This is a genomic window from Lysobacter enzymogenes, assembly GCF_900106525.1.
GTDB classification, from domain to species: domain Bacteria; phylum Pseudomonadota; class Gammaproteobacteria; order Xanthomonadales; family Xanthomonadaceae; genus Lysobacter; species Lysobacter enzymogenes.
In genome coordinates this window covers 505,336-526,747 of sequence record NZ_FNOG01000001.1, presented here as the reverse complement: position 1 = coordinate 526,747, position 21,412 = coordinate 505,336, and the positions used below count along the sequence as shown (strand labels likewise).

The following is a 21,412-nucleotide window of genomic DNA, read 5'->3' as shown; positions in this document are numbered from 1 at the left end:
CGGTTCGTTCCGTGCGCTGTATGGCCGGCTGTGTAGTCGGCCGATGGACGTAACCGCGAATTCTAACATCGCCGCTGCGAGCCCCCTGACCCGCGCGGGAGCCACGCCAACGGCACTTCAGGCGGGATGCAGGCAGGGCGCCATCATTCGTCGGGACGGCGCTGCGACGCAGCGCACGAATTGCGTGCCGCCCAAGCTGAACGCGGATTCATAAACAACTGACTGAATGCGCGTCTGCCGGCATAGCGCCGGCACCGCCAAGGCATGACGGCGGCGCCCACTCCAGCCGCCCGCGCACACGGGCGGCCACACCAGGGCTCAGCGCGGGGCCGGATTCAGCGGGCCCGGACTCGCCGCACCCGCCCCCGCCCGGCTCACTGCACCCGGCGACGCAGGTAGTTGAGCAGGTCGATCCGGGTGATCAGGCCGAGGAAGCGATCGCCGTCGGCGACGATGGCGACGTGGCCGCGCTCGAACAGCGGCAGCAGCGATTCGATCGATTCGCCGACCTGGATCTTGTCGAGCTTGCTGACCATCGCGGTCGACACCGGATCGCGGAAGCGCGACTCGTCGCCGTACACGTGCAGCAGCACGTCGCTTTCGTCGACGATGCCGACGAGGTTCTCGCCGTCCATCACCGGCAGCTGCGACACGTCGTACAGCTTCATGCGCTGGTAGGCGGTCACCAACAGGTCGTTGGGCCCCACCACCACGGTGTCGCGCTGCGAATACGGGCGCAGGATCAGGTCGCGCAGGTCGCCGTGCTGCTCGCGCTGGATGAAGCCGTTGTCGAGCATCCAGTAGTCGTTGTACATCTTCGACAGGTACTTGTTGCCGGTGTCGCAGACGAACACCAGCACCTTCTTGGGCTCGGTCTGCTCGCGGCAGTACTTCAGCGCCGCGGCCAGCAGGGTGCCGGTCGAGGAGCCGCCGAGGATGCCTTCCTTCTCCAGCAGCTCGCGCGCGGTCAGGAAGCTTTCCTTGTCGCTGATCGCGTAGGCCTTCTTGACCCGGGTGAAGTCGGAGATCGGCGGCAGGAAGTCCTCGCCGATGCCTTCGACCATCCAGCTGGCCGACTTGTCCGACAGCGTGCCGCGATTGATGTATTCCTCCAGGATCGAACCGACCGGATCGGCCAGCACCAGCTCGGTGGACGGCGAGAGCTTGGCGAAGGCGCGCGACAGGCCGGTCATGGTGCCGGAGCTGCCGCAGCCGAACACGATCGCGTCGAGCTGGCCGCCCATCTGCGCCAGGATCTCCGGGCCGGTGCCGAGCTCGTGCGCGGCCGGGTTGTCGGGATTGCCGAACTGGTTGATGAAGTAGGCGCCCGGGGTTTCGCGGGCGATGCGCTCGGCCAGGTCCTGGTAGTAGTCCGGGTGGCCCTTGGCCACGTCCGAACGGGTCAGCACCACCTGCGCGCCCATCGCCTTGAGGTTGAAGATCTTCTCCCGGCTCATCTTGTCCGGGACCACCAGCAACAGCTTGTAGCCCTTCTGCTGGGCGACCAGGGCCAGGCCGATGCCGGTGTTGCCGGCGGTGCCTTCCACCAGGGTGTCGCCGGGCTTGATCTTGCCGGCCTTTTCGGCCGCTTCGATCATCGACAGGCCGATGCGGTCCTTGATCGAGCCGCCCGGGTTCTGCGATTCGAGCTTGAGGTAGAGCTCGCACACGCCGGTATCCAGGCGCTGCGCCTTGACGATCGGGGTGTTGCCGATGAGTTCGAGTACGGAGTTATGGATGGCCATGCGATTCCTGCGAGCCGCTACCGTGCGGCGAATCGCGACATTCTAGCCGGGCGGCCGGCGGCGGTTCGCGCAGGGCGCCTCACCGCGCTTGTGGCAGCGGCTTCGGCCTGATGCCCCGCCGCTTGCGGGAGGGCTTCCTTGTGGGAGGAGCTTCAGCCCCGATGCCTTCCGCTCCGATCGCGGCGAGCCGACACGAAAGCATCGGGGCTGAAGCCCCTCCCACAAGAACGCCGAGGCGCAAGCCCCCGCCCAGACAGGCGGCGGCGAACGGCGAATGGATCGAAGTATCAGCCGCGGACGGCGGCGGCCGACGAGGATGGCCGCCGCCGCCCGCGCTGAGTCTGGAGGCCGCGCCGCGGGCGGGCGCCGGCTCCGTGGGCGGGGCCGTCGGCCGCACCCGGGTGTCGATGTTGCTAAATCAGGCCGGCTCCGCGCCGGCCGGCGGGCCTCCGGCAGCGCGCCGGGGGCCCGCACCCGCGCTGCGCCCTCGCGGGCGACGCGGGCGATGCCGATGCCTCAGTGGTGCTGGTCGTACAACTGGATCAGGCGATCTTTCGCCGCCAGCTTTTCGCGCTTCATCTGTCCGAGCGTGGTGTCGTCGATCGGCAACACGCCGAGCTCGGCGTCCATGACCTTCTTGTCGAGATCCTTGTGCCGCTGGTACAGCTGCTTGAACTCGGGGTTGCTCTTGATGAGCGCGTCGATTTCAGGCTGCGGTCGTTCTTCGAACATGAAAAGCCTCCTTCAGCGCGAATGCGAACGCCCCGGCCTTTCGACCAGGGCGTTGCGGGGGAGCGTGAGATGGTGGGTCAGGCGAGGCGCGGCGCCGGCTTCACGAAGTCCGGCCGCGCCCTCGTGGGCGGCACCGGAGTCTTGCGGAAAGGGCGTTTCAGTCATCGGCCTGGCTCTTCGCCGAGCGTTATTCGCACCGCTCGGATAACCGACCCTACTCCTGTGCCCCGGTTCCGGCAAGGGCGCGCTGCAAGCGGTTTCAGGTTCCGGCCATGTCTCCGACGAGTGGCTTGGGATGCTTGCAAGGCAATGATTTTGTTGATTTTTTATTAAGGCACACAAAACCTGGATCCGCGCGCCATGAAGCGCAAAGCCATGCCCCGCCTGGCTTTGGCCGCCCGTCGGGCGAAGCCCTCCGCCGGGTCGCCCGGCTCGGTTGTGGGAGGAGCTTCAGCCCCGACGACTTTCCAGTCGGATCACCGCGTCGGGCACAAAAGCGTCGGGGCTGAAGCCCCTCCCACAACCGCTGCCGCACTGGCCTGGAAAGTCGCCAGATGAGCCGGAACGGACGGCGGCGCTACGGCCCGCGCACCTTTGCCGTCCGCCCCTGAAACGCAACGAGCCGGGCGCTGGCCCGGCTCGTCGGCGATCCTGCGAACGCGCGGGGCCAAGCCCCGCCCGCGCTCACTTCTTCTTCGGCTTGGGCTTGGGCGGCGTCGCCGGCGGCGCGTCGGTACCGAGCAGCTCGGCTTCCTTGCGCGCCAGTTCGGCGTCGCGCTCGCGCGCGGCGCGCAGCTTGGCCGCCTGCTTGCCGGCGACGTCGTCGAGCAGCCCCTCGGCCTGCTGGCGCGCGGCGGCTTCCTGGTCGGCGGCCTGGCGCAGACGCTCGGCCTCCTCGGCCTGGATCTGCGCCTGCACGCGCAGACGCTCGGCTTCGGCGCGGGCGCGGTCGGCGTCGCGGCGGCTGGCTTCGACCAGCAGCTCGCTGCGTTCGCGATCCAGGCGGTCGAGCTCGCGCTGCGCCAACTGCGTGCGCACCACGATCTCGGCGGTTTCGACCCGGCGGTCGGCCAACCGCACCGCCTCGATGCGGTCGCGGCTGCGCGCCTGGCGCGCGTCCTCGATCGCCTGGCGCGCGCGGTAGCGCTCGAACGTGCCGACCTGGGCGGTGTCGGGGCTGGCCTCGAGCACGGTCAGACGCTGCGACAAACGGCCGATCTCCGGATCGTCCGGCGGCGCGGCGACCGCGCCGAACGCGGCCAGCGACAGCGCGGCGGCGAGGCCGGCGCGCAAGGCGAACTCACGCTGGCTCACTGGCCACCTCCCTGCAGACGGCGGCGCAGCTCGGCCACTTCGGCCCGACGCTGGTTGAGCTCGGCACTGGTGATCGCCTCCTTGCTGCGGGCGAAGGCCAGGTCGGCCTCGGCCGTGGCGCGCAACGCCAGGCGCCGGGCGTCCTCGTCCTTGCGCTGCGACAGCGCGCCCTGGGCCGCGCTGAGCGCGCTGCGGGCGGCGTTGAGGTCCTGCGGCGCATACTGGTCGGCGTCGGCGTCGTCGGCGCGCATGACCGCCTGCTGGGCAGCGGACAGCTCGCCGGTCGGCGGAGGCGTGGAGGCGCAGCCGGCCAGGACCGAAGCGAGAACTGCGGCCAGCAGCGGCAAACGAATTTGTGCGAAGCTTGCGGACATTCTGGGGAGTGCCGTGCGGAAGGGAAGACGCGCGGTGAACATTGTCGTCAAGCCGCCAGCCTGCTTGCAACGGCCGGCCGCGTCAACAACGGGGTGAGAACGCATGGACATCGGCTATTTCTTGAAGCTGATGACGGAAAAGAACGCGTCGGACATGTTTCTGACCACTGGCGCGCCGGTCTACATCAAGGTCGAGGGGCGCCTGTACCCGCTCGGCAACACCGGCTTGCCGCCGGGCATGGTCAAGAAGATCGCCTACTCGTTGATGGACGAAGGCCAGGTGCCGCAGTTCGAGCGCGACCTCGAACTCAACATGGCCCTGGCCCTGCCCGACGCGGGGCGCTTCCGCATCAACGTGTTCAAGCAGCGCGGCGAAGTCGGCATGGTGATCCGCGCGATCCGCAGCGTGATTCCCAGCATCGAGGAATTGCAGCTGCCGCAGGTGCTCAAGAGCATCATCATGGCGCCGCGCGGGCTGGTGCTGATCGTCGGCTCGACCGGCTCGGGCAAGTCGACCACGCTGGCCTCGATGATCGACCACCGCAACAGCAACACCGCCGGCCACATCCTCACCATCGAGGATCCGATCGAGTACCTGCACAAGCACAAGAAGTCGATCGTCAACCAGCGCGAGGTCGGCCTGGACACCCACGCCTTCCACAACGCGCTGAAGAACGCGATGCGCGAAGCGCCGGACGTGATCCTGATCGGCGAAATCCTCGACGCCACCACGATGGAGGCGGCCATCGCCTTCGCCGAAACCGGCCACCTGTGCCTGGCGACGCTGCACTCCAACAACGCCGACCAGACCCTCGAGCGCATCCTCAACTTCTTCCCCGAGGCCGCGCACAAGAACGTGCTGATGAACCTGGCGCTGAACCTCAAGGCGGTGATTTCGCAGCGTCTGGTGGTCGGCACCGACGGCCGCCGCATCCCGGCCGCGGAAGTGCTGATCAACACCCCGCACATCCGCGACCTGATGCGCCGCGGCCAGGTGCACGAGATCAAGCAGGCGATGGAAGAGTCGCTGGAAGACGGCATGGAGTCGTTCGACCAGTGCCTGTTCCGGCTGTACAAGGAAGGCAAGATCGAGATGGAGGAGGCGCTCAAGGCGGCCGACTCGCGCGACGGCCTGGCGCTGAAGTTCCGCCTGTCCGAAGGCGGCACCGGCGAGCACGATCCTTACGCCGACATGTACGACGCCTCGGCTACGCACTGAGCGCATCGCACGACGCAAAACGGCCGCCTTCGGGCGGCCGTTTTCGTTTGGGCGGCGCGGCTGTCTGAGCGGAAAGCGTCGGGGCTGAAGCCCCTCCCACAAGAGCAGAAGCCTTCGGGGCGGCACCGGAGCTGTTGTGGGAGGGGCTTCAGCCCCGACGCTCTTGTGCCAGATCGCGAGCCCCGCTCAAGCCGGCGGCCGGTCCGGCTGATTCTCCGGCCGCGCGCGATCGAACTCCGGCAGCTCCAGGCACGCCGCCTCGATCCGCAACAGAGTCGGAAACGCCTCCAGCGGCACGCCGAAGCGGCGCGCGTTGTAGAGCTGCGGAATCAGGCAGCAATCGGCCAGCCCTGGCGCATCGCCTTCGCAGTAGGTGCCGGTGGCCGGATGGTCGTACAACATCGCCTCGACCGCGGCGAAACCCTCGCTGATCCAGTGCTTGACCCAGCCGTCGCGCTCGGGCTGCGGCACGTTCCAGGTGCCGTCGAGGTATTGCAGCACGCGCAGGTTGTTGAGCGGGTGGATCTCGCAGGCGATGGTCTGGGCGATCGCGCGCACGCGGTGGCGGTCGCGCGCGGTCGCCGGCAGCAGGTTCGGGCGCGGCCAGACTTCGTCGAGATATTCCAAGATCGCGATCGACTGGGTCAGCGTGCGCGAGCCGTGCTGCAACACCGGCACCAGCCCTTGCGGATTGAGCTGGCGATAGGCGGGATCGTGCTGCTCGCCGCCGTTGCGGACCAGATGCACCGGAACGATCTCGTAATCCAGGCCCTTGAGGTTCAGGCCGATGCGCACGCGGTAGGACGCGCTGGAACGCCAGTACGAATAGAGACGCAGTTGATCGCTCACCGGAAGGCCTTGCTGGGAAACCGAATCAGGTTAACGGGGAAGCGGCGGCGGCGGGGTCGGCGCCGCGCGCGCTTGCGACGCGCGCCACGTTTGCGCGACGCGTGGCGCACCTTAGCCGGCGCCGGCGCAGCGCGGGCCGCCGTTCGTCACGCGCGCAGCGCCGCCAAGCGGACGCGCAACGAAAAAGGAACGGACGCGCACGCGCCCGTTCCTTCGATGAACACGCGGTGCGCGAGCGTTTACGGCTTCTCGATGCGCTGCTCGATCGCGCCGAACAAGCTGGCGCCGGCGGCATCGAACATCTCGATGCGCACGACGTCGCCGTAGTTCATGAACGGGGTCAGCGGCTTGCCGTGCTCCAGCGTTTCCACCGTGCGCTTCTCGGCGAAGCACGACGCGCCCAGCGAGGTGTCCTCGTTGGCGACGGTGCCCGAGCCGACGATGGTGCCGGCCGACAGCGGCCGGGTCTTGGCCGCGTGCGCCACCAACTGGGCGAAGCTGAACTGCATATCGATGCCGGCTTCGGGCGCGCCGAACCACTCGCCGTTGATGTGCGTGGTCAGCGGGCGGTGCACCTTGCTGTCGGTCCAGGCCGGGCCGAGTTCGTCCGGCGTCGCGAACACCGGGCTCAGCGCCGAACGCGGCTTGGACTGGAGGAAGCCGAAGCCCTTGGCCAGTTCGTTCGGGATCAGGTTGCGCAGCGAAACGTCGTTGACCAGGCCGACCAACTGGATATGGCCGGCGGCCTGCTCGGGCGTGACCGCCATCGGCACGTCGTCGGTGATCACCACCACTTCGGCTTCCAGGTCGATGCCGTAGGCCTCGTCCGGCACTCGCACCGGGTCGCGCGGGCCGTAGAAGCCGGCGCTGACCGCCTGGTACATCAGCGGATCGACGTAGAAGCTCTCCGGCACTTCGGCGCCGCGCGCGCGGCGCACGCGCTCGACGTGCGGCAGGTAGGCGCTGCCGTCGACGAATTCGTAAGCGCGCGGCATCGGCGCGGCCAATGCGGCGAAGTCGAGATCGAAAGCGCCGTCGGCGCGGCCTTCGTTGAGCGCGTCGGACAACGCGTTCAGGCGCGGCGCCGCGTTCGACCAATCTTCCAGCGCGCGCTGCAAGGTGTCGGCGATGCCGGTGGCGCGCACGGCGCGGGTCAGGTCGCGCGAGACGACGATCAGCGTGCCGTCGCGGCCGCCTTCCTTCAGGGATCCGAGTTTCATCCAGGCCTCGAGGTTCGGTGCAGTCGGTTCAGGGCGCCAGGAGGCGCCAATGGTTTCAATTGTAACGGATTTGCCGGGCGCGTCGGAGGGGGCCGGACGGCGCTCCACGACAACCGGGCGGCCGGCCATCGACGCGATTGTGGGCCAGCCGCGGCCGCTTGCCGAGGGGCGACTGAGCGATGGGGTGCATCCGCCAGAGTCGGGCCTCACCTCGCGCCCGCGGCGCTGGTTAGAGTTCGCGGATGAACGCCACCGCCTCTTCCGCCGACGCCGCACTGCGCGCGATCGAACCGCACGACCGCGAGCGGATCCGCGCCTTCCTGCAGCAACGCTGGGGCAGCACGACGATCCAGCTCGACGGCCGCGCCATCGACGCCGCCGCCCTGCCCGGCTTCATCGCCCGCGACAGCGAGGCCATCGCCGCGCTGATCACCTTGCTCGACGAAAGCGAGCACTGCGAGATCGTCACCCTCGACGCGGTCCGCGCCCAGGCCGGCCTCGGCACCGCGCTGGTCGAACGCGCCGCGCAGCGCGCCCGCGCGATGGGCCTGGCGCGGCTGCTGACGCGCACGACCAACGACAACCTCGATGCTTTGCGCTTCTACCAGCGCCGTGGTTTTCGCCTGCATCGGCTGGTGCCGGGCGCGATCGACCTGGAGCGCGAAGCCGACCCGGCGATCCCGCTGCTCGGCCGCCACGGCATCCCGCTGCGCGACGAAATCAGCCTGATCCGCGAACTCGCCTGACCTCGCCCGAAGCCCCTGTAGGAGCGGCGCAAGCCGCGACGCGGCCGCAACGGTCGCCGAGGAAAACGGACGCGCGCGATGCCGCCCGTTGTACTTTCCGGGTTCGACGCGGTTGCGCAGTGGATGCGGTGTCGCGGTCGCGACTTGCGTCGCTCCTACAGGGAGCTTCGGGCGGCATTCGCTGTCGCTGAAAACAAAAAACCCGCCTTTCGGCGGGTTTTTCGTGCGCCTGGAACCTTGCGGCTCTTAGCGATCTTGTTTGGCAGCCCCGGATGGATTCGAACCACCGCATGTCTGAGTCAGAGTCAGATGCCTTACCGCTTGGCGACGGGGCTATAAAACGGATTCTAGCGCAAAATTCCGCGACTGCAAAAACAATTTGAAGCCGCGGAACGACCAGCCTGCGAAGATTAGCGCTTCGAGAACTGGGTGGCGCGACGCGCCTTGTGCAGACCGACCTTCTTACGCTCGACTTCGCGCGCGTCGCGGGTCATGAAGCCCGCCTTGCGCAGCTCGCCCTTGAGCGATTCGTCGTACTCGACCAGCGCGCGGGCGATGCCCAGGCGGATCGCACCGGCCTGGCCGGTGATGCCGCCGCCGGCGACGGTGATGGTCAGGTCGAACTTGTCGGTCGACTGGGTCAGCTCGAGCGGCTGGCGCACGATCATGCGCGCGGTCTCGCGGCCGAAGAAGTCTTCGATCGAACGCTGGTTGATGGTGATCTTGCCGTCGCCCTTGCGCAGGAACACGCGAGCGGTGGAGGACTTGCGGCGGCCGGTGCCGTAATTCTGCTGGATAGCCATATTCGTGCCTTTACCTTAGATGTCCAGCGGCTGCGGCTGCTGGGCGGCGTGCGGATGCTCGGAGCCCTTGTACACCTTGAGCTTGCGGTACATGGCGCGACCCAGCGGGTTCTTCGGCAGCATGCCCTTCACGGCGATCTCGATCACGCGTTCCGGGTGGCGCTCGAGCGCCTGGCCGAGGGTTTCGCTCTTGAGGTTGCCGATGTAGCCGGTGAACCGGTGGTACATCTTGTCCTGCAGCTTGTTGCCGGTCACCGCGATCTTCTCGGCGTTGATCACCACCAGGTAATCGCCGGTATCGACATGCGGGGTGTAGACGGGCTTGTGCTTGCCGCGCAGGCGGCGGGCGAGCTCCGAGCTGAGACGGCCGAGCGTCTTGCCGGTCGCGTCGACGATGTACCAGTCGCGCTGGACGGTCTCGTTCTTAGCGGTAAAGGTCTTCATTGAGAGTCTGCTATGGATGCCTGGTCGGGCTGGTTCCGGTCCGCGGCCCAGGCGGGCACCTGCGGTGGAACTTCGCCTCGCGTTGTGGATTACGAAACGCAAGAGGCGGAATGATAGCGGCCGCCCGCGCGTCGTGCAAGTCGCCGGCTCAGACGGCCGGACCGCCCATGCTAGCATCCGGCGCATGCCCGCCGCTCCGTCGCCGCCCGCCCCGACCGGCGCCAGCCTGCCGCTGTCCGGCCCGCCGGCAGCGGCGCAGGCCGTCCCGGCGGCGCGCCCGGCCGACCCGCTGGCGGCGCTGGCCGACCGCTGCGTGCAATGCGGCCTGTGCCTGCCGGCCTGCCCCACCTACGGCCGCGAGCAGGTCGAAGCCGAATCCCCGCGCGGCCGCATCGCCCTGGCCCGGGCCTGGGCGCTGGACACGATCCCGGCCACCGCCGCTTCCGACGCCCACCTCGACCATTGCCTGGGTTGCCGCAGCTGCGAGGCGGTGTGCCCGGCCGGGGTCGAGTACGGTCGCCTGCTGGTCGCCGCGCGCAGCCGCCAGCGCGAGCGCCGGCCGGCCGGCTGGCGCCAGCGCCTGGCCGAAGGGCTGGCGGCGCGGCCGCGCGCCCTCGCCGCCGGGCTGGCCGTGTACCGCACCGCCTACCCGCTGCTGCCGGCCGCCTGGCGCCCGCTACCGCGGCCGCCCGGGCGAGTGCGCGCGGCGACCCGCCGCGCCGTCGCGCCGGCACCGCAGCGGGTCGCGCTGTTCGTCGGCTGCGTCGCCGATGCCTACGAGGCGCCGCTGCGCGCAGCGGTGGCCCGGCTATGCGCCGCGCTCGGGATCGAGCTGGAGATCGTCGCCGGCCAGGGTTGCTGCGGCGCCCTGCACGAACACGCCGGCGACACCGCGACCGCAGCCGCGCTGGCCGCGCGCAACCGCGCCGCCTTCGCCGGTCGCGGCCAGGTGCTGACCCTGGCCAGCGGCTGCCACGACAGCCTGCGCCGCAGCTTGCCTGCGGGCGTCGACGCGATCGATGCGCTGGCCTTCCTGGCCGACCGCGCCGGCGCGCTGCGCTGGCGGCGTACGCCACAGCGGGTCGCGCTGCATCTGCCGTGCACCCAGCGCAATGTGGTCCGTTCGGTGCCGGCGCTGCGCCGATTGTTGGCCGCGGTGCCGGGGCTGGAGGTGGTCGAGCTCGACGCCGGTCTGGGCTGCTGCGGCGCATCGGGCACGCAGATGCTGACCGAGCCGGCGCGCGCGGCGCAGTACCGGGCGCCGCTGCTGGAGCAGTTCGAGCGCAGCGGGGCGCAGCGCGTGTTGAGCGCGAATGTCGGTTGCCGGTTGCATCTGGGCAACGGGACTGGGGCGGTGGTGCAGCATCCGCTGGAATTTCTGGCGGAGTGTTTGGACGAAGCGGCGGGTTGAGGCGGCCCGACTGTACTGTGAGGCTGTCGGACGCTTGGCGGTTTTTACCTGGATGAAGCCCTGGATTCCCGCGTTCGCGGGAATGACGGTAGGTGGGTTTCGTGGCAGGCGAGACTCACGACAGATGGGTTGCGTGGTCGATGGTTTCGCGGTCGATGGATTCGGCAGTCGACAACCTTCGCAGCAGGCAGCCTTCGCCGCGCCACCACACCCCGTCATCCCCGCGAAGGCGGGGATCCAGGGCTCCATTGCGACATAGCGCCGAAGTCTCCACCCGCCTTCGCAGTGGCGACGCCCCAGCGAAGCGCCCCGCAAACCCAACCCACGCCCCCGGACGATTTGTCCACCCCGCTTAACCGACTTCTACCCCGCGCCCGCCGTAGAATCGGCGCATGAACGCCCGTGCCCTCAGCCCCCTGGATCGCGTGCTCAGCGAAACGCAGCGCGCCCTCGACACCGTGTTCGGCGCGCCGCTGGCCGAGCGCCCCAACCCGGCCGGCATCACCGCCGAACTGGTGCTGGAGCCGGCCGAGCGGCGCCACTCGGCCGGGCTGATGCGGATCAACCACGTCGGCGAGGTCTGCGCCCAGGCGCTGTACTGCGGCCAGGCCGCGGTCGCGCGCGACGAGGCCACCCGCGAACACCTGCTGCACGCCGCCCAGGAAGAGACCGACCACCTGGCCTGGTGCGCCGACCGCCTGCGCGAACTCGACAGCCGCCCGAGCCTGCTCAACCCGCTGTGGTACGCCGGCAGCTTCACCATCGGCGCGCTGGCCGGCCTGCGCGGCGACGGCTGGAACCTGGGCTTCGTGGTCGAGACCGAGCGCCAGGTCGAGGCGCACATCGACGAGCACCTGGAATCGCTGCCCGAGGGCGACCAGCGCAGCCGCGCGATCCTGCGCACGATGAAGGCCGACGAGGCCCGCCACGCCGCCAACGCCGAGGCCGCCGGCGCGCGGCTCCTGCCGATGCCGGTGCCGACCTTGATGGCGGCGGCTTCGAAGGTGATGAAGGCGGTCGCTTACCGGCTTTGAGCGCGGGGTTTTGCGCGCAGGGCGTTGCTGGGCTTGGGTCGACGGGGCCTGGGTCGTCCGGGTTTTGGATCGCGAGCGCCTGGGGGCCGGAGCGGAACCGTTGCCGGCGCCGGCCGCCGATTGGAGCGGTCGCGGCTTGCGCCGCTCCTACAGTCGGCTGCCGATCCGGCCGAAGCCCCTGTAGGAGCGGCGCAAGCCGCGACACGGCCCTGTGAGCGCCGAGGAGCCCAGCCCCGCGGCGCGGCCGCCCGATCCATCGGCCTGATCCCGCCGCCCCCTTCCCCGCCCGCCCCCTGACCCACGCCGGCCGACGAACGGCGCGTTCGCGGCTAACCTCATCCCCACAGCGGCTTCGGCCGACATCTGGCGCCCGGAAACGAAAAAGGCCGGCTTGCGCCGGCCTTTTTCGCGGTCCGCGCGGGACGGCCCTCGGGCCGCCCGGCGAGCAACCCGGCCTCAGTCGGCCAGATTGCGCCCGTGGTAGAGCTCCTCGATCTCGCGCTTGAGCCGCGCCTCGATCTTCATGCGCTCCTTGAACGAGAGGTTCTTGGCCTTCTCCTCGAACAGGTAGGTGTCGAGGTCGAATTCCTTCAGGTGCATCTTCGAATGGAAGATGTTTTCCTGATAGACGTTGACGTCGATCATCTCGTAGCGCGACTTGATGTTCTTGGCCAGGTAATCCTGGATCGAGTTGATCTTGTGGTCGATGTAGTGCTTGCGGCCCTTGATGTCGCGGGTGAAGCCGCGCACGCGGTAGTCCATCACCACGATGTCGGATTCGAAGCTTTCGATCAGGTAATTCAGGGCTTTCAGCGGCGAAATGACGCCGCAGGTGGCCACGTCGATGTCGGCGCGGAAGGTCGCGATGCCGTTGTCCGGATGGGTTTCCGGATAGGTGTGCACGGTGATGTGCGACTTGTCCATGTGCGCGACCACGGCGTCGGAGATGATCTCCTTGCCGGCGTCCTTCTTGTCGATCACCGGCTCTTCCGAGATCAGGATCGTGACCGACGCGCCCTGCGGGTCGTAGTCCTGGCGGGCGATGTTCAGGATATTCGCGCCGATGATCTCCGCCACATCCGTCAGGATCTGGGTGAGGCGGTCGGCGTTATACGCCTCGTCGATGTACTCGATATACCGTCGGCGCTCGTCTTCGGAGGCCGCGAAGCAGACATCGTAGATATTGAACGAGAGGGCCTTGGTGAGGTTGTTGAAACCCTGCAACCGCAGGCGCGGCAACGGCTTGACCACTGTAGGAAGATTCCGGTGAGACGGCGAGGGCCGCGATTATGAGGCAATTAGCCCCGGGGGGAAACGCACGCCGTTTTTGGGCGCTGTCGGTGACAAAAGCGTGACCGTCGCTGAACTTCCATCACAGGTCCCTATCGAACTGGGATTTTCGGCGGCAGGATTTGCCCCAGCGGCCGTATCGCCCTAAGCTCGGTCGAAAACAAAGCCCTAATCCCAATGTCCGCCAACCCGGTAGCCCCCTTGACCGCACTGCGCCGAACCAACAGCCCGTTGCTGCCTGACGGCGCGACGATCGAACGTTTCCTGGCCCACTGCCACCGCAGGCGTTATCCGTCCCGTACGGACGTATTCCGCCCCGGCGACCCGGCCAGCACCCTCTATTATGTCGTCTCAGGCTCGGTCAGCATCATTACCGAGGAAGAGGACGGCCGCGAACTGGTCCTGGGCTACTTCGGCCCCGGCGAGTTCGTCGGCGAGCTCGGTCTGTTCATCGAGAGCGACCATCGCGAGGTGATCCTGCGCACGCGCAGCACCTGCGAGCTGGCCGAGATCGGTCACGAGCGCCTCTACGACCTGCTGCTGACGCGGCTGTCGCTGGACGCGCCCAAGCTGCTGTATGCGATCGGCGCGCAGATTTCCCGGCGCCTGCTCGATACCAGCCGCAAGGCCGGCCGCCTGGCCTTCCTCGACGTGACCGACCGCATCGTGCGCGCCCTGCACGATCTGGCCAAGGAACCCGAGGCGATGAGCCATCCGCAGGGCACCCAGCTGCGGGTGTCGCGCCAGGAGCTTTCGCGCCTGGTCGGCTGCTCGCGCGAAATGGCCGGCCGCGTGCTCAAGAAGCTGCAGGCCGACGGCAAGCTGCACGCCCGCGGCAAGACCGTCGTGCTCTACGGGACCCGCTGAGCCCCGATGGGACGCGCCGCCCCGTCCGACCAGACCGCACCCACGGTGCGGCTGGCGGAACTGGGAGATGCCAGCGACGTGGCCGAGCTGCTGTGCCAGCTCGGCTACCCCTGCACCCGCGACGAAGCCGCCGAGCGGATCCTCGCGCTGCATGAAGACCCGCGCCATTACCTCCTGCTGGCCGAAATCGACGGCCACGCCTGCGGGCTGGTCTCCAGCCACACCCGCTATTCGCTGACCCACGGCGCCGACCTGACCCGGATCACCGCGTTGGTGGTGGCCGGCTCCTGCCACGGCCAGGGCATCGGCCGGCAGTTGCTGCGCGAAGTCGAGCGCCGCGCGCGCCGCGACGGCGTCAGCCGGGTGGAAGTGACCAGCAACGTCTCGCGCGCCGAAGCGCACGCGTTCTATCGGCGTTGCGGTTATTCCGATGGGTCGCTGAAGTTCGTCAAGACGCTGGGCGACTGAGCGGCTGCTTCGGGCAGCCTGATCCAGACCTCGCATTGCCTCGTCGGCCGATTGGCCGCGTCGCGGCTTGCGCCGCTCCTACAGTCGCCTTCGGCAGGTTCGAAAGCTCCCTGTAGGAGCGGCGCAAGCCGCGACCGCGACACTTCGACTACCGCGCCGGCTGCCGTAGCCCGTGTCGGGGCAGCCTGATCCAGACCTCGCACTGCCTCGGCCGCCGATTGGCCGCGTCGCGGCTTGCGCCGCTCCTACAGTCGCCTTCGGCAGGTTCGGGAGCTCCTGTAGGAGCGGCGCAAGCCGCGACCGCGACACTTCGACTACTGCGCCGGCTGCCGTAGCCCGCGTTCGGGCAGCCTGATCGAGACCTCGCATCGCCTCGGCCGCCGATTGGCCGCGTCGCGGCTCGCGCCGCGCCTACAGTCGCCTTCGGCTGGGCCGACCGCTCTTGCGGCTTGCGATCAATCGGCGGCGGAAGCGACAGGCTCGCCGCCGCGGCCGGGGCAACCCCAATTCAGGATCGGGGTGCCGGGCGGCAGCACCCGGCGGAACATCGCCACGCGTTTGGCCTTGGGGTTCACCACCACCGGCTTGCGCGCGGCCTGCAGCAGCGGCAGGTCGGCGCTGCTGTCGGAGTAGGCGGTTTCTACCGGGGCGGTGAAGCCGGCTTCGCGCAGCATGGTCATCTTCATGTGCGAGTGGCAGTGGCGGCGCGCGCCGAGCGCGCCCAGGCGCGGGCCGACCAGGGTGCCGACCACCGGCACGTCCTCGTGGGCGACGAAGGCCAGGATCGCGCGCGCCAGTTCCGGCGGCGCGCCGGTGGCGACGACGACCTGGTCGCCCTGCTCACGGTGATGGTGCAGCACGTCCAGGGCGATCGGCAGCAGCCGCGCGCGGATCTGTTCGGTATGGCCGGCGACGTAGCGGTCGATCGCGGCATTGAGGGTCCGCTCGCCGCCCATTCCGATCGTGCCGACCCAGACATAGGCCGAAATGCCGACCCGGCGCGTGCGCAGCCACGCCACCATCGGCCCGGCCAGCGGCGTGATCAGCAGCGCCAGCGCCATCCGCCACCACGAGCGCCGGATCAGCCACGCGAACAAGTGGCTGCCCGAATCGCCGTCGTACAGCGTGTGGTCGAAATCGAACACCACCAGCGGCGCGCCTTCGCGCACCGCCGGGAAGCGTGCGGCGACGGCCGGCCCCAGGCTCATGCGGCGAACAGGCGCTGCAGCGCCGTACCGGGGTCGCGTTCGCGCATGAAGCTCTCGCCGACCAAAAACGTCTGCACCCCCGCTTCGCGCATGCGCGCGACGTCGCCGACCGTGGCGATGCCGCTCTCGGTCACCAAGGTGCGGTCGCGCGGCACCGCATTGCGCAGCGCCAGCGTGGTATCGAGCGACACTTCGAACGTGCGCAGGTTGCGGTTGTTGACGCCGATCAGCTCGCAATCGGTCTGCAGCGCGCGCTCGAGCTCATCGATGTCGTGCACTTCCACCAGCACGTCCATACCCAGATCCATCGCCAGCCCGGCCATTTCGATCATCGGGCCGTCCTCGAGCGCGGCGACGATCAGCAAGATCGCGTCGGCGCCGATCGCGCGCGCTTCGTAGACCTGATACGGATCGACGGTGAAATCCTTGCGCAGCACCGGCAGCGCGCAGGCTTCGCGCGCTTCGGCCAGATAGGCGTTGCTGCCCTGGAAGAAATCGACGTCGGTCAGCACCGACAGGCACGCGGCGCCGCCGGCCTGGTAGCTGCGCGCGATCTCGGCCGGGCGGAAGTCCGGGCGGATCACGCCCTTGGACGGGCTGGCCTTCTTGACCTCGGCGATCACCGCCGCCTCGCCGGCGGCGTGCTTGGCGCCGATCGCGCGGACGAAGCCGCGCGCCGGCGCCTGGGCGCGCGCGCGTGCGCGCAGGTCTTCGAGCGAACGCACGCGCGAGCGCTGCTGAATCTCTTCGTGCTTGCGCGCGATGATGGTGTTGAGGATGTCGCTCATGCCTTGCTCTTGCTCCCGTACGCGCGTTCGACCTTGGCCACGCGCAATTCGAAATGGTCGTACCAGTGCTCGCGCCCGTAGGCGCGGGTGGCGGCGTGGTCGGCCTGGCGCTTCCAGGCGGCGATGGCCGCCTCGTCGCTCCAATAGCTTACGGTGATGCCGAAGCCGTCGCCGCCGCGCGCGGATTCCACCCCGAGGAAGCCGGGCTGCTGCGCGGCCAGTTCGACCATGCGCTGGGCGGCTTCGGCGTAGCCGGCGTCGTCGCCCGGGCTGCGCAGGGAGCTGAAGATCACCGCGTAGTACGGCGGCGGCGGCAGTTTGGCGAAGCTGGCGGACATGCTGGCTCCTGGGGGCGGGAAGTTTGCGGTTTTGGCGGGGGTGGCGTCGGCCTTTATTTTCCTGCCAGTTCCGTGGTGAGCGCGACGAACTCATCGAGCTTGGCCCGCGCCGCGCCGGAAGCCAGCGTGCGCCGCGCCAGCTCGATGCCCTCGGCGATGCTCTCGACCTTGCCCGAGACGTACAGCGCCGCGCCGGAGTTCAGCGCAACGATCTCGCGCGGCAGGCCGTCGCGGTTTTCCAGCGCTTGCAGCACCATCGCCTTGGATTCGGCGGCGTCCGCGACCCGCAGGTTGCGGCTGGCGGCCATGGCGATGCCGAAATCCTCCGGATGCACTTCGTACTCGCGCACCTCGCCGTCGCGCAGTTCGCCGACCAGCGAGCCGGCGCCGAGCGAGAGCTCGTCCATGCCGTCGCGCCCCCACACCACCAGCGCGCGCTGCGCGCCGAGTTCCTGCAGCACGCGCACCTGGATGCCGACCAGGTCGGGATGGAACACGCCCATCAGGATGCTCGGCGCGCCGGCGGGATTGGTCAGCGGCCCGAGGATGTTGAACAGCGTGCGCACGCCCATCTCGCGCCGCACCGGCGCGACCACCTTCATCGCCGGGTGGTGCACCGGCGCGAACATGAAGCCGATGCCGGCGCGCTCTATGCACTGCGACACCTGTTCGGGCTGCAGCTCGATCGCCGCGCCCAGCGCTTCGAGCACGTCGGCGCTGCCGGACTTGGACGAGACGCTGCGATTGCCGTGCTTGGCCACCTTGGCCCCGGCCGCAGCGACTACGAACATGCTCGCGGTGGAGATGTTGAAGGTGTGCGCGCCGTCGCCGCCGGTGCCTACGATGTCGACCAGATGGGTTCTATCGGCGACCGTTACCGGCCGCGCGAATTCCCGCAACACGGTCGCCGCGCCGGCGATTTCGCCGACGGTCTCCTTCTTCACCCGCAGGCCGGTGAGGATGGCCGCGGTCATGGTCGGCGAGACTTCCCCGCGCATGATCGTGCGCATCAGCGCGACCATTTCGTCGTGGAAGATTTCGCGGTGTTCGATGGTGCGCTGGAGCGCTTCTTGCGGAGTCAGGGGCATGGCGTCTTGAGTCGGGGAATGAGGGAATGGCGAGTCGCGCGAACGCAGGGACGGGGCCGCAACGCGGTCACCCTCGCCATCGCTGCCGCGGCTCTGCGATCGGGTTGTTCATTTCCCTCATCCCGCTCGCCCGCTCAGCGCTGCAGGAAATTGCGCAGCAAGGCATGGCCGTGCTCGGTCTTGATCGATTCGGGATGGAACTGCACGCCTTCGACCGGATGCTCGCGATGGCGCAGGCCCATGATTTCCTCGAAGCCGCCGTCCTCGTACTCGGTCCAGGCGGTGACTTCCAGGCTGTCGGGCAGGCTGTCGCGCTCCACCACCAGCGAGTGGTAGCGGGTGGCTTCGTAGCCGTCGGGCAAACCGGCGAACACGCCGCGGCCTTCGTGGCGGATCGGCGAGGTCTTGCCGTGCATGATCCGCTTGGCCCGGATCACCTGGCCGCCGTAGGCCTGGCCCAGGCTCTGGTGGCCCAGGCACACGCCGAGGATCGGGGTGTGCGCGCCGAGGCGGCGGATGACTTCGAGCGACACGCCGGCCTGATCGGGCGTGCACGGGCCGGGCGAGATCACGATGCGCTGCGGCGCCATTCGCTCGATCTCGTCGACCGACAACTCGTCGTTGCGGATCACCCGCACCTCGCTGCCGAGCGTCTGCAGGTACTGCACGAGGTTGTAGGTAAAGCTGTCGTAGTTGTCGATCATCAGAACGGACATGACGCGCCTCGGGTACGGGTGGTGCCTGGTTGCAAGCTGGAAGCGCGCCGGCCGGCGGGCCGGCGCGAGGACGGACGAGCGGACTGGCCCGCGCGCGGCGGCGCCCGTCCCCGGGGCATCGGGCCGGCATTATCGCGTGCGGGGATGACGCCCGGAACGCCCCGGCGCCGGGCACGGGTCGCGGATTCGGGATCGGGTTTCCTCGGCGGGACGCCCACGGGCCTGGCATCCCCGGGCCCGAAACACGGGAGCCGGAAGTTCAGGAGCGGGAAGTCGGACAGTGCGGTCGCCCGGAGCGGGAGAACCGTCGCGGCGCGGTCGTCGCGCCGACCGCGGTCAGCGGTCGCGAAGCAGGGAAGCGAAGGCGGGGTCACGCGGGAAATCCTCGAAAGACGGCAGCGGGCGGACGGAGGCGCTACGCCACCATCGCCAGCCCAGGCCGGCCTTCGGGGATTTCGTCGGGATCGCGCGGAGGATCATGGGGCTACTGTAACCGCTGGGCGGCGGGGGCGCGAGCGGGGGGATCGCTTGCTGCTGGGACAAGAGCGTCGGGCCTGAAGGCCCTCCCACAAGAGCGCTGCGATCCTGCGCCTTTGTGTGAGGGCCTTCAGGCCCGAAGCTTTCCTTCCAGTCCACCCGCCCTAACCGCCCGCCTCGCCCAGACTCACCCGCACCCGCAGCCCCGGCGCGTTGTCGAGCAAGGCGATGTGGCCGCCGTGCCGGTGCAGGATCGCCCGCACCAGGCTCATGCCCAGGCCGGTGCCGGGCGAGCCGCGGTGTTCTTCCAGGCGCAGGAAACGGTCGAACACGCGCTCGCGGTCGGCGGCCGGGATGCCGGGGCCGCGGTCGTCGATCTGCAGCACGATGGCGTGGCGCTCGCGCTGCACGCTCAGCGCCACTTCGGTGTCGGCCGGGGCGTACTTGATCGCGTTGTCGAGCAGGTTCACCAGCATCTGGAACAGTTGATCGGCGTCGCCGCGCACCGCGGCGGCGCCGGGTCCGGGCAGGTCCACGGTCAGGGCGATGCCGCGTTCGGCGGCGATCGGCGTGTACAGCTCGGCGGCATCGCGGGCGAGGTCGCTGAGGTCGAGCACCGGTTCGTCGTGCACCGGCGACTGCGCCTCGATCCGCGCCAATCGCAGCAGCGCGCCGAAGGAATGCAGCAGTTGGTCGGTCTCGCCGATGGCGGCGTCGAGCTGGGCGCCCGATTCCGCCCCGGGTTCGCGCCGGCGCAGCTCTTCCAGGCGGTTGCGCAGGCGCGTCAGCGGCGTGCGCAGGTCGTGGGCGATGTGGTCGGTGGCGTGGCGCACGCCGTCGAGCAGGTCTTGAATGCGGTCGAGCATGGCGTTGAAGCGCCGCGCCAATCGGTCGAACGCGTCGTCGCTGCCGTCCAGGCGCGCGCGCAGCGCCATCTCGCCGCTGCCGACGCGTCCGGCGGTGTCGTCCAGGTGGCTGAGCCGGTGCGAGACCCAGCGCGAGGTCAGCCAGCCGATCAGCGCGCCCAGGGTCGCCGCCACCAGCAGCGCCGCCAGCGCGGTGCGCAGCATCAGGCCGAGGAAGCGGTCCTGGCTGCGGGTGCGGGTGCCGGTCAGCAGCGTGGTGCCGTCGGGCAGGCGTTGCAGTTGCGCGACCACTCGCAGGTCGCCGTCGGCGCGGTGTTCGGTGAATTCGATCCAGCGCGCGCCGCGATGATGGCGCGGCAGGGCGACATTGCCGGCGACCACGCGCCCGTCGGGCGCGGTCATCGCGTAGACCGCGTCGGGATCCTCGTCGGCCTCGATGCGGTCGCGCAATTCGCCCAGCAGCGCGCTGCGGCCGTCGTCGGTGTACATCTCGACAAGGCCGGCGGCGTCGACCCGGACCAGGTCGCGCGCGTCCTGGATCAGCATCGCCGACACCGCGTAATGCACGCCGATGCCGAGCAACACGAACGCCAGCAGGAACGAGGCGGTGACCGCCAGCGCGAGCCGCGCGCTGGTCGAGCGCGGCATCAGCCGCATGCGCGCGGCTCCGCGCCGGCGCGCGCCGCGCTCATGCGCCCAACCGGTAGCCGGCGCCGCGCACGGTGTGCAGCAGCGGGCGCGGGTAGCCCTGGTCGATCTTCTGCCGCAAGCGGCTGATGTGCACGTCGATGACGTTGGTCTGCGGGTCGAAGTGATAGTCCCACACCGCCTCCAGCAACATCGTGCGGGTGACCACGCGCTCGGCCTGGCGCATCAGGTATTCGAGCAGGCGGAACTCGCGCGGCTGCAGTTCGATGCGCTTGTCGCCGCGGCGCGCTTCGCGGCTGAGCAGGTCGAGTTCCAGGTCGGCCACGCGCAGCCGGGTCGGCTCGCTGCCGCCGGCGCTGCCGCGGCGCAGGATGCTGTCCAGGCGCGCGGACAGTTCGGCGTAGGCGAAGGGTTTGACCAGGTAGTCGTCGGCGCCGGCGCGCAGGCCTTCGACCCGGTGGTCGACTTCGCCCAGCGCGGTCAGCAGCAGCACCGGGGTGCGGTTGCCGGCGCCGCGCACGGTCTGCAGCAGGGGCAGCCCGTCCAGGCCCGGCAGCATCCGGTCCAGGACGATGGCGTCGTAGGTTTCGGTGGTGGCCAGGAACAGGCCGTCCTTGCCGTTGCCGGCGTGGTCGACGCTGTGGCCGTCCTCGCGCAGGCCCTTGGCGATGAAGCCGGCAGTGTGGGGATCGTCTTCGACGAGCAGGACGCGCATACCGCCTCCGCGAACGCGACGGTGCATGAATGGGGCGCCGACAGGATAGCGC

The 21,412-nt window shown here is 69.3% G+C and carries 22 protein-coding genes, 1 tRNA gene and 3 pseudogenes; 8 read left to right on the top strand and 18 right to left on the bottom strand.

Features of this window, described 5'->3' with window-relative positions; translation table 11 throughout:
• Positions 1-374: 374 nt before the first annotated feature.
• Together BLU84_RS02300 and BLU84_RS28160 are read right to left on the bottom strand one after the other, a co-directional pair.
• Entirely contained in the window at positions 375-1,745 is a 1,371-nt protein-coding gene (locus BLU84_RS02300; RefSeq protein WP_074862361.1) for a pyridoxal-phosphate dependent enzyme, read from the bottom strand.
• A gap of 79 nt (positions 1,746-1,824) precedes the next feature.
• Positions 1,825-1,956, bottom strand: a pseudogene (locus tag BLU84_RS28160) (DUF6053 domain-containing protein); the annotation flags it as partial.
• On the opposite strand from BLU84_RS28160, the pseudogene BLU84_RS28155 reads away from it, so the two are divergent.
• Positions 1,898-2,377: pseudogene (locus BLU84_RS28155) on the top strand (DUF6053 domain-containing protein); the annotation flags it as partial. The pseudogenes BLU84_RS28160 and BLU84_RS28155 overlap by 59 nt on opposite strands.
• Here BLU84_RS28155 and BLU84_RS28150 read toward each other — a convergent pair.
• From BLU84_RS28150 to BLU84_RS02285, 3 genes and pseudogenes are all read right to left on the bottom strand, one after another.
• Positions 2,340-2,477, bottom strand: a pseudogene (locus BLU84_RS28150) (HP1242/YdcH family protein); the annotation flags it as partial. The pseudogenes BLU84_RS28155 and BLU84_RS28150 sit on opposite strands and share 38 nt — an antisense overlap.
• Positions 2,478-3,161: 684 nt before the next feature.
• Entirely contained in the window at positions 3,162-3,791 is a 630-nt protein-coding gene (locus tag BLU84_RS02290) for a hypothetical protein (protein WP_139174563.1), read from the bottom strand.
• A complete protein-coding gene (locus BLU84_RS02285) occupies positions 3,788-4,165 on the bottom strand; it encodes a DUF4398 domain-containing protein (protein WP_074862354.1) in 378 nt (125 codons plus the stop codon). The genes BLU84_RS02290 and BLU84_RS02285 overlap by 4 nt, the downstream gene beginning before the upstream one ends.
• A gap of 103 nt (positions 4,166-4,268) precedes the next feature.
• Between BLU84_RS02285 and BLU84_RS02280 the strand changes: the two genes are divergently transcribed.
• Positions 4,269-5,384 (top strand): PilT/PilU family type 4a pilus ATPase, encoded by a 1,116-nt coding sequence (locus tag BLU84_RS02280; RefSeq protein WP_074862350.1) that lies wholly within the window; start codon positions 4,269-4,271, stop codon positions 5,382-5,384.
• Between the two features lie 186 nt (positions 5,385-5,570).
• Here BLU84_RS02280 and maiA read toward each other — a convergent pair whose 3' ends face one another.
• Both maiA and BLU84_RS02270 read right to left on the bottom strand, forming a co-directional pair.
• Entirely contained in the window at positions 5,571-6,233 is a 663-nt protein-coding gene (gene maiA, locus BLU84_RS02275) for a maleylacetoacetate isomerase (RefSeq protein ID WP_074862347.1), read from the bottom strand.
• Positions 6,234-6,472: 239 nt separating this feature from the next.
• Positions 6,473-7,453, bottom strand: a complete 981-nt coding sequence (locus BLU84_RS02270; protein WP_074862344.1) for a fumarylacetoacetate hydrolase family protein — start codon at positions 7,451-7,453, stop codon at positions 6,473-6,475.
• Between the two features lie 242 nt (positions 7,454-7,695).
• Here BLU84_RS02270 and BLU84_RS02265 point away from each other — a divergent pair, with 242 nt between their 5' ends.
• On the top strand, positions 7,696-8,199 hold the full coding sequence (locus BLU84_RS02265; protein WP_074862341.1) for a GNAT family N-acetyltransferase: 504 nt from the start codon (positions 7,696-7,698) through the stop codon (positions 8,197-8,199).
• A 260-nt stretch (positions 8,200-8,459) separates the two neighbouring features.
• On the opposite strand, the gene BLU84_RS02260 is transcribed toward BLU84_RS02265, so the two are convergent.
• The 3 genes from BLU84_RS02260 to rplM all read right to left on the bottom strand — a co-directional run bounded on the left by BLU84_RS02260 (position 8,460) and on the right by rplM (position 9,446).
• Positions 8,460-8,534, bottom strand: a tRNA-Gln gene (locus BLU84_RS02260).
• A gap of 75 nt (positions 8,535-8,609) precedes the next feature.
• Positions 8,610-9,002 (bottom strand): 30S ribosomal protein S9, encoded by a 393-nt coding sequence (gene rpsI, locus BLU84_RS02255; RefSeq protein ID WP_074862338.1) that lies wholly within the window; start codon positions 9,000-9,002, stop codon positions 8,610-8,612.
• Positions 9,003-9,017: 15 nt separating this feature from the next.
• Complete coding sequence (gene rplM / locus BLU84_RS02250; protein ID WP_074862335.1) at positions 9,018-9,446, bottom strand: 50S ribosomal protein L13; 429 nt, start codon at positions 9,444-9,446, stop codon at positions 9,018-9,020.
• Positions 9,447-9,630: 184 nt separating this feature from the next.
• Between rplM and BLU84_RS02245 the strand changes: the two genes are divergently transcribed.
• Both BLU84_RS02245 and coq7 read left to right on the top strand, forming a co-directional pair.
• On the top strand, positions 9,631-10,857 hold the full coding sequence (locus BLU84_RS02245; RefSeq protein WP_170849071.1) for a (Fe-S)-binding protein: 1,227 nt from the start codon (positions 9,631-9,633) through the stop codon (positions 10,855-10,857).
• Between the two features lie 392 nt (positions 10,858-11,249).
• On the top strand, positions 11,250-11,891 hold the full coding sequence (coq7, locus tag BLU84_RS02240; RefSeq protein ID WP_074862331.1) for a 2-polyprenyl-3-methyl-6-methoxy-1,4-benzoquinone monooxygenase: 642 nt from the start codon (positions 11,250-11,252) through the stop codon (positions 11,889-11,891).
• A gap of 456 nt (positions 11,892-12,347) precedes the next feature.
• Here coq7 and speD read toward each other — a convergent pair whose 3' ends face one another.
• Positions 12,348-13,142, bottom strand: a complete 795-nt coding sequence (gene speD, locus BLU84_RS02235) for an adenosylmethionine decarboxylase (RefSeq protein ID WP_057948915.1) — start codon at positions 13,140-13,142, stop codon at positions 12,348-12,350.
• 240 nt (positions 13,143-13,382) lie between these two features.
• Here speD and crp point away from each other — a divergent pair, with 240 nt between their 5' ends.
• Positions 13,383-14,048, top strand: coding sequence for a cAMP-activated global transcriptional regulator CRP (gene crp / locus BLU84_RS02230; protein WP_036148366.1), 666 nt, complete (start codon positions 13,383-13,385; stop codon positions 14,046-14,048).
• A gap of 6 nt (positions 14,049-14,054) precedes the next feature.
• Complete coding sequence (locus tag BLU84_RS02225; RefSeq protein ID WP_074862329.1) at positions 14,055-14,516, top strand: global regulator CLP-associated N-acetyltransferase; 462 nt, start codon at positions 14,055-14,057, stop codon at positions 14,514-14,516.
• Positions 14,517-14,971: 455 nt separating this feature from the next.
• Here BLU84_RS02225 and BLU84_RS02220 read toward each other — a convergent pair whose 3' ends face one another.
• The 5 genes from BLU84_RS02220 to BLU84_RS02200 all read right to left on the bottom strand — a co-directional run bounded on the left by BLU84_RS02220 (position 14,972) and on the right by BLU84_RS02200 (position 18,654).
• The gene (locus tag BLU84_RS02220) at positions 14,972-15,724 is read right to left on the bottom strand and encodes a haloacid dehalogenase-like hydrolase (protein ID WP_074862327.1); all 753 of its coding nucleotides are present in this window, start codon (positions 15,722-15,724) and stop codon (positions 14,972-14,974) included.
• Positions 15,721-16,512 carry an indole-3-glycerol phosphate synthase TrpC gene (gene trpC / locus BLU84_RS02215; RefSeq protein ID WP_074862325.1) on the bottom strand — a complete coding sequence of 264 codons (792 nt, stop codon included), beginning with the start codon at positions 16,510-16,512 and terminating at the stop codon, positions 15,721-15,723. The genes BLU84_RS02220 and trpC overlap by 4 nt, the downstream gene beginning before the upstream one ends.
• Positions 16,509-16,850: an antibiotic biosynthesis monooxygenase family protein gene (locus BLU84_RS02210; RefSeq protein ID WP_074862324.1), complete on the bottom strand. Its 342-nt coding sequence runs from the start codon at positions 16,848-16,850 to the stop codon at positions 16,509-16,511. Before BLU84_RS02210 ends, trpC begins: the two co-directional genes overlap by 4 nt.
• Before the next feature lie 53 nt (positions 16,851-16,903).
• Positions 16,904-17,938, bottom strand: a complete 1,035-nt coding sequence (gene trpD, locus BLU84_RS02205) for an anthranilate phosphoribosyltransferase (protein ID WP_074862321.1) — start codon at positions 17,936-17,938, stop codon at positions 16,904-16,906.
• Positions 17,939-18,072: 134 nt separating this feature from the next.
• On the bottom strand, positions 18,073-18,654 hold the full coding sequence (locus BLU84_RS02200) for an anthranilate synthase component II (RefSeq protein ID WP_074862318.1): 582 nt from the start codon (positions 18,652-18,654) through the stop codon (positions 18,073-18,075).
• 496 nt (positions 18,655-19,150) lie between these two features.
• Here BLU84_RS02200 and BLU84_RS28140 point away from each other — a divergent pair, with 496 nt between their 5' ends.
• Entirely contained in the window at positions 19,151-19,255 is a 105-nt protein-coding gene (locus BLU84_RS28140) for a DUF6053 domain-containing protein (RefSeq protein WP_425479317.1), read from the top strand.
• 40 nt (positions 19,256-19,295) lie between these two features.
• Here the strand turns inward: BLU84_RS28140 and BLU84_RS02195 are convergent, their stop codons facing one another.
• A complete protein-coding gene (locus tag BLU84_RS02195; RefSeq protein ID WP_074862315.1) occupies positions 19,296-20,654 on the bottom strand; it encodes a sensor histidine kinase in 1,359 nt (452 codons plus the stop codon).
• 31 nt (positions 20,655-20,685) lie between these two features.
• Complete coding sequence (locus BLU84_RS02190) at positions 20,686-21,360, bottom strand: winged helix-turn-helix domain-containing protein (RefSeq protein ID WP_074862313.1); 675 nt, start codon at positions 21,358-21,360, stop codon at positions 20,686-20,688.
• Positions 21,361-21,412 lie beyond the last annotated feature (52 nt).

Bases quoted from the DNA above. Each gene is read 5' to 3' on its own strand.
- trpD (WP_074862321.1), bottom strand. From the start codon at position 17,938: ATGCCCCTGACTCCGCAAGAAGCGCTCCAGCGCACCATCGAACACCGC.
- BLU84_RS02220 (WP_074862327.1), bottom strand. From the start codon at position 15,724: ATGAGCCTGGGGCCGGCCGTCGCCGCACGCTTCCCGGCGGTGCGCGAA.
- BLU84_RS02225 (WP_074862329.1), top strand. From the start codon at position 14,055: ATGGGACGCGCCGCCCCGTCCGACCAGACCGCACCCACGGTGCGGCTG.
- BLU84_RS02265 (WP_074862341.1), top strand. From the start codon at position 7,696: ATGAACGCCACCGCCTCTTCCGCCGACGCCGCACTGCGCGCGATCGAA.
- BLU84_RS02270 (WP_074862344.1), bottom strand. From the start codon at position 7,453: ATGAAACTCGGATCCCTGAAGGAAGGCGGCCGCGACGGCACGCTGATC.
- rplM (WP_074862335.1), bottom strand. From the start codon at position 9,446: ATGAAGACCTTTACCGCTAAGAACGAGACCGTCCAGCGCGACTGGTAC.
- BLU84_RS02190 (WP_074862313.1), bottom strand. From the start codon at position 21,360: ATGCGCGTCCTGCTCGTCGAAGACGATCCCCACACTGCCGGCTTCATC.
- BLU84_RS02285 (WP_074862354.1), bottom strand. From the start codon at position 4,165: ATGTCCGCAAGCTTCGCACAAATTCGTTTGCCGCTGCTGGCCGCAGTT.
- coq7 (WP_074862331.1), top strand. From the start codon at position 11,250: ATGAACGCCCGTGCCCTCAGCCCCCTGGATCGCGTGCTCAGCGAAACG.
- BLU84_RS02195 (WP_074862315.1), bottom strand. From the start codon at position 20,654: ATGCGGCTGATGCCGCGCTCGACCAGCGCGCGGCTCGCGCTGGCGGTC.
- BLU84_RS02210 (WP_074862324.1), bottom strand. From the start codon at position 16,850: ATGTCCGCCAGCTTCGCCAAACTGCCGCCGCCGCCGTACTACGCGGTG.
- BLU84_RS02200 (WP_074862318.1), bottom strand. From the start codon at position 18,654: ATGTCCGTTCTGATGATCGACAACTACGACAGCTTTACCTACAACCTC.
- BLU84_RS02245 (WP_170849071.1), top strand. From the start codon at position 9,631: ATGCCCGCCGCTCCGTCGCCGCCCGCCCCGACCGGCGCCAGCCTGCCG.
- BLU84_RS02300 (WP_074862361.1), bottom strand. From the start codon at position 1,745: ATGGCCATCCATAACTCCGTACTCGAACTCATCGGCAACACCCCGATC.
- rpsI (WP_074862338.1), bottom strand. From the start codon at position 9,002: ATGGCTATCCAGCAGAATTACGGCACCGGCCGCCGCAAGTCCTCCACC.
- trpC (WP_074862325.1), bottom strand. From the start codon at position 16,512: ATGAGCGACATCCTCAACACCATCATCGCGCGCAAGCACGAAGAGATT.
- BLU84_RS02280 (WP_074862350.1), top strand. From the start codon at position 4,269: ATGGACATCGGCTATTTCTTGAAGCTGATGACGGAAAAGAACGCGTCG.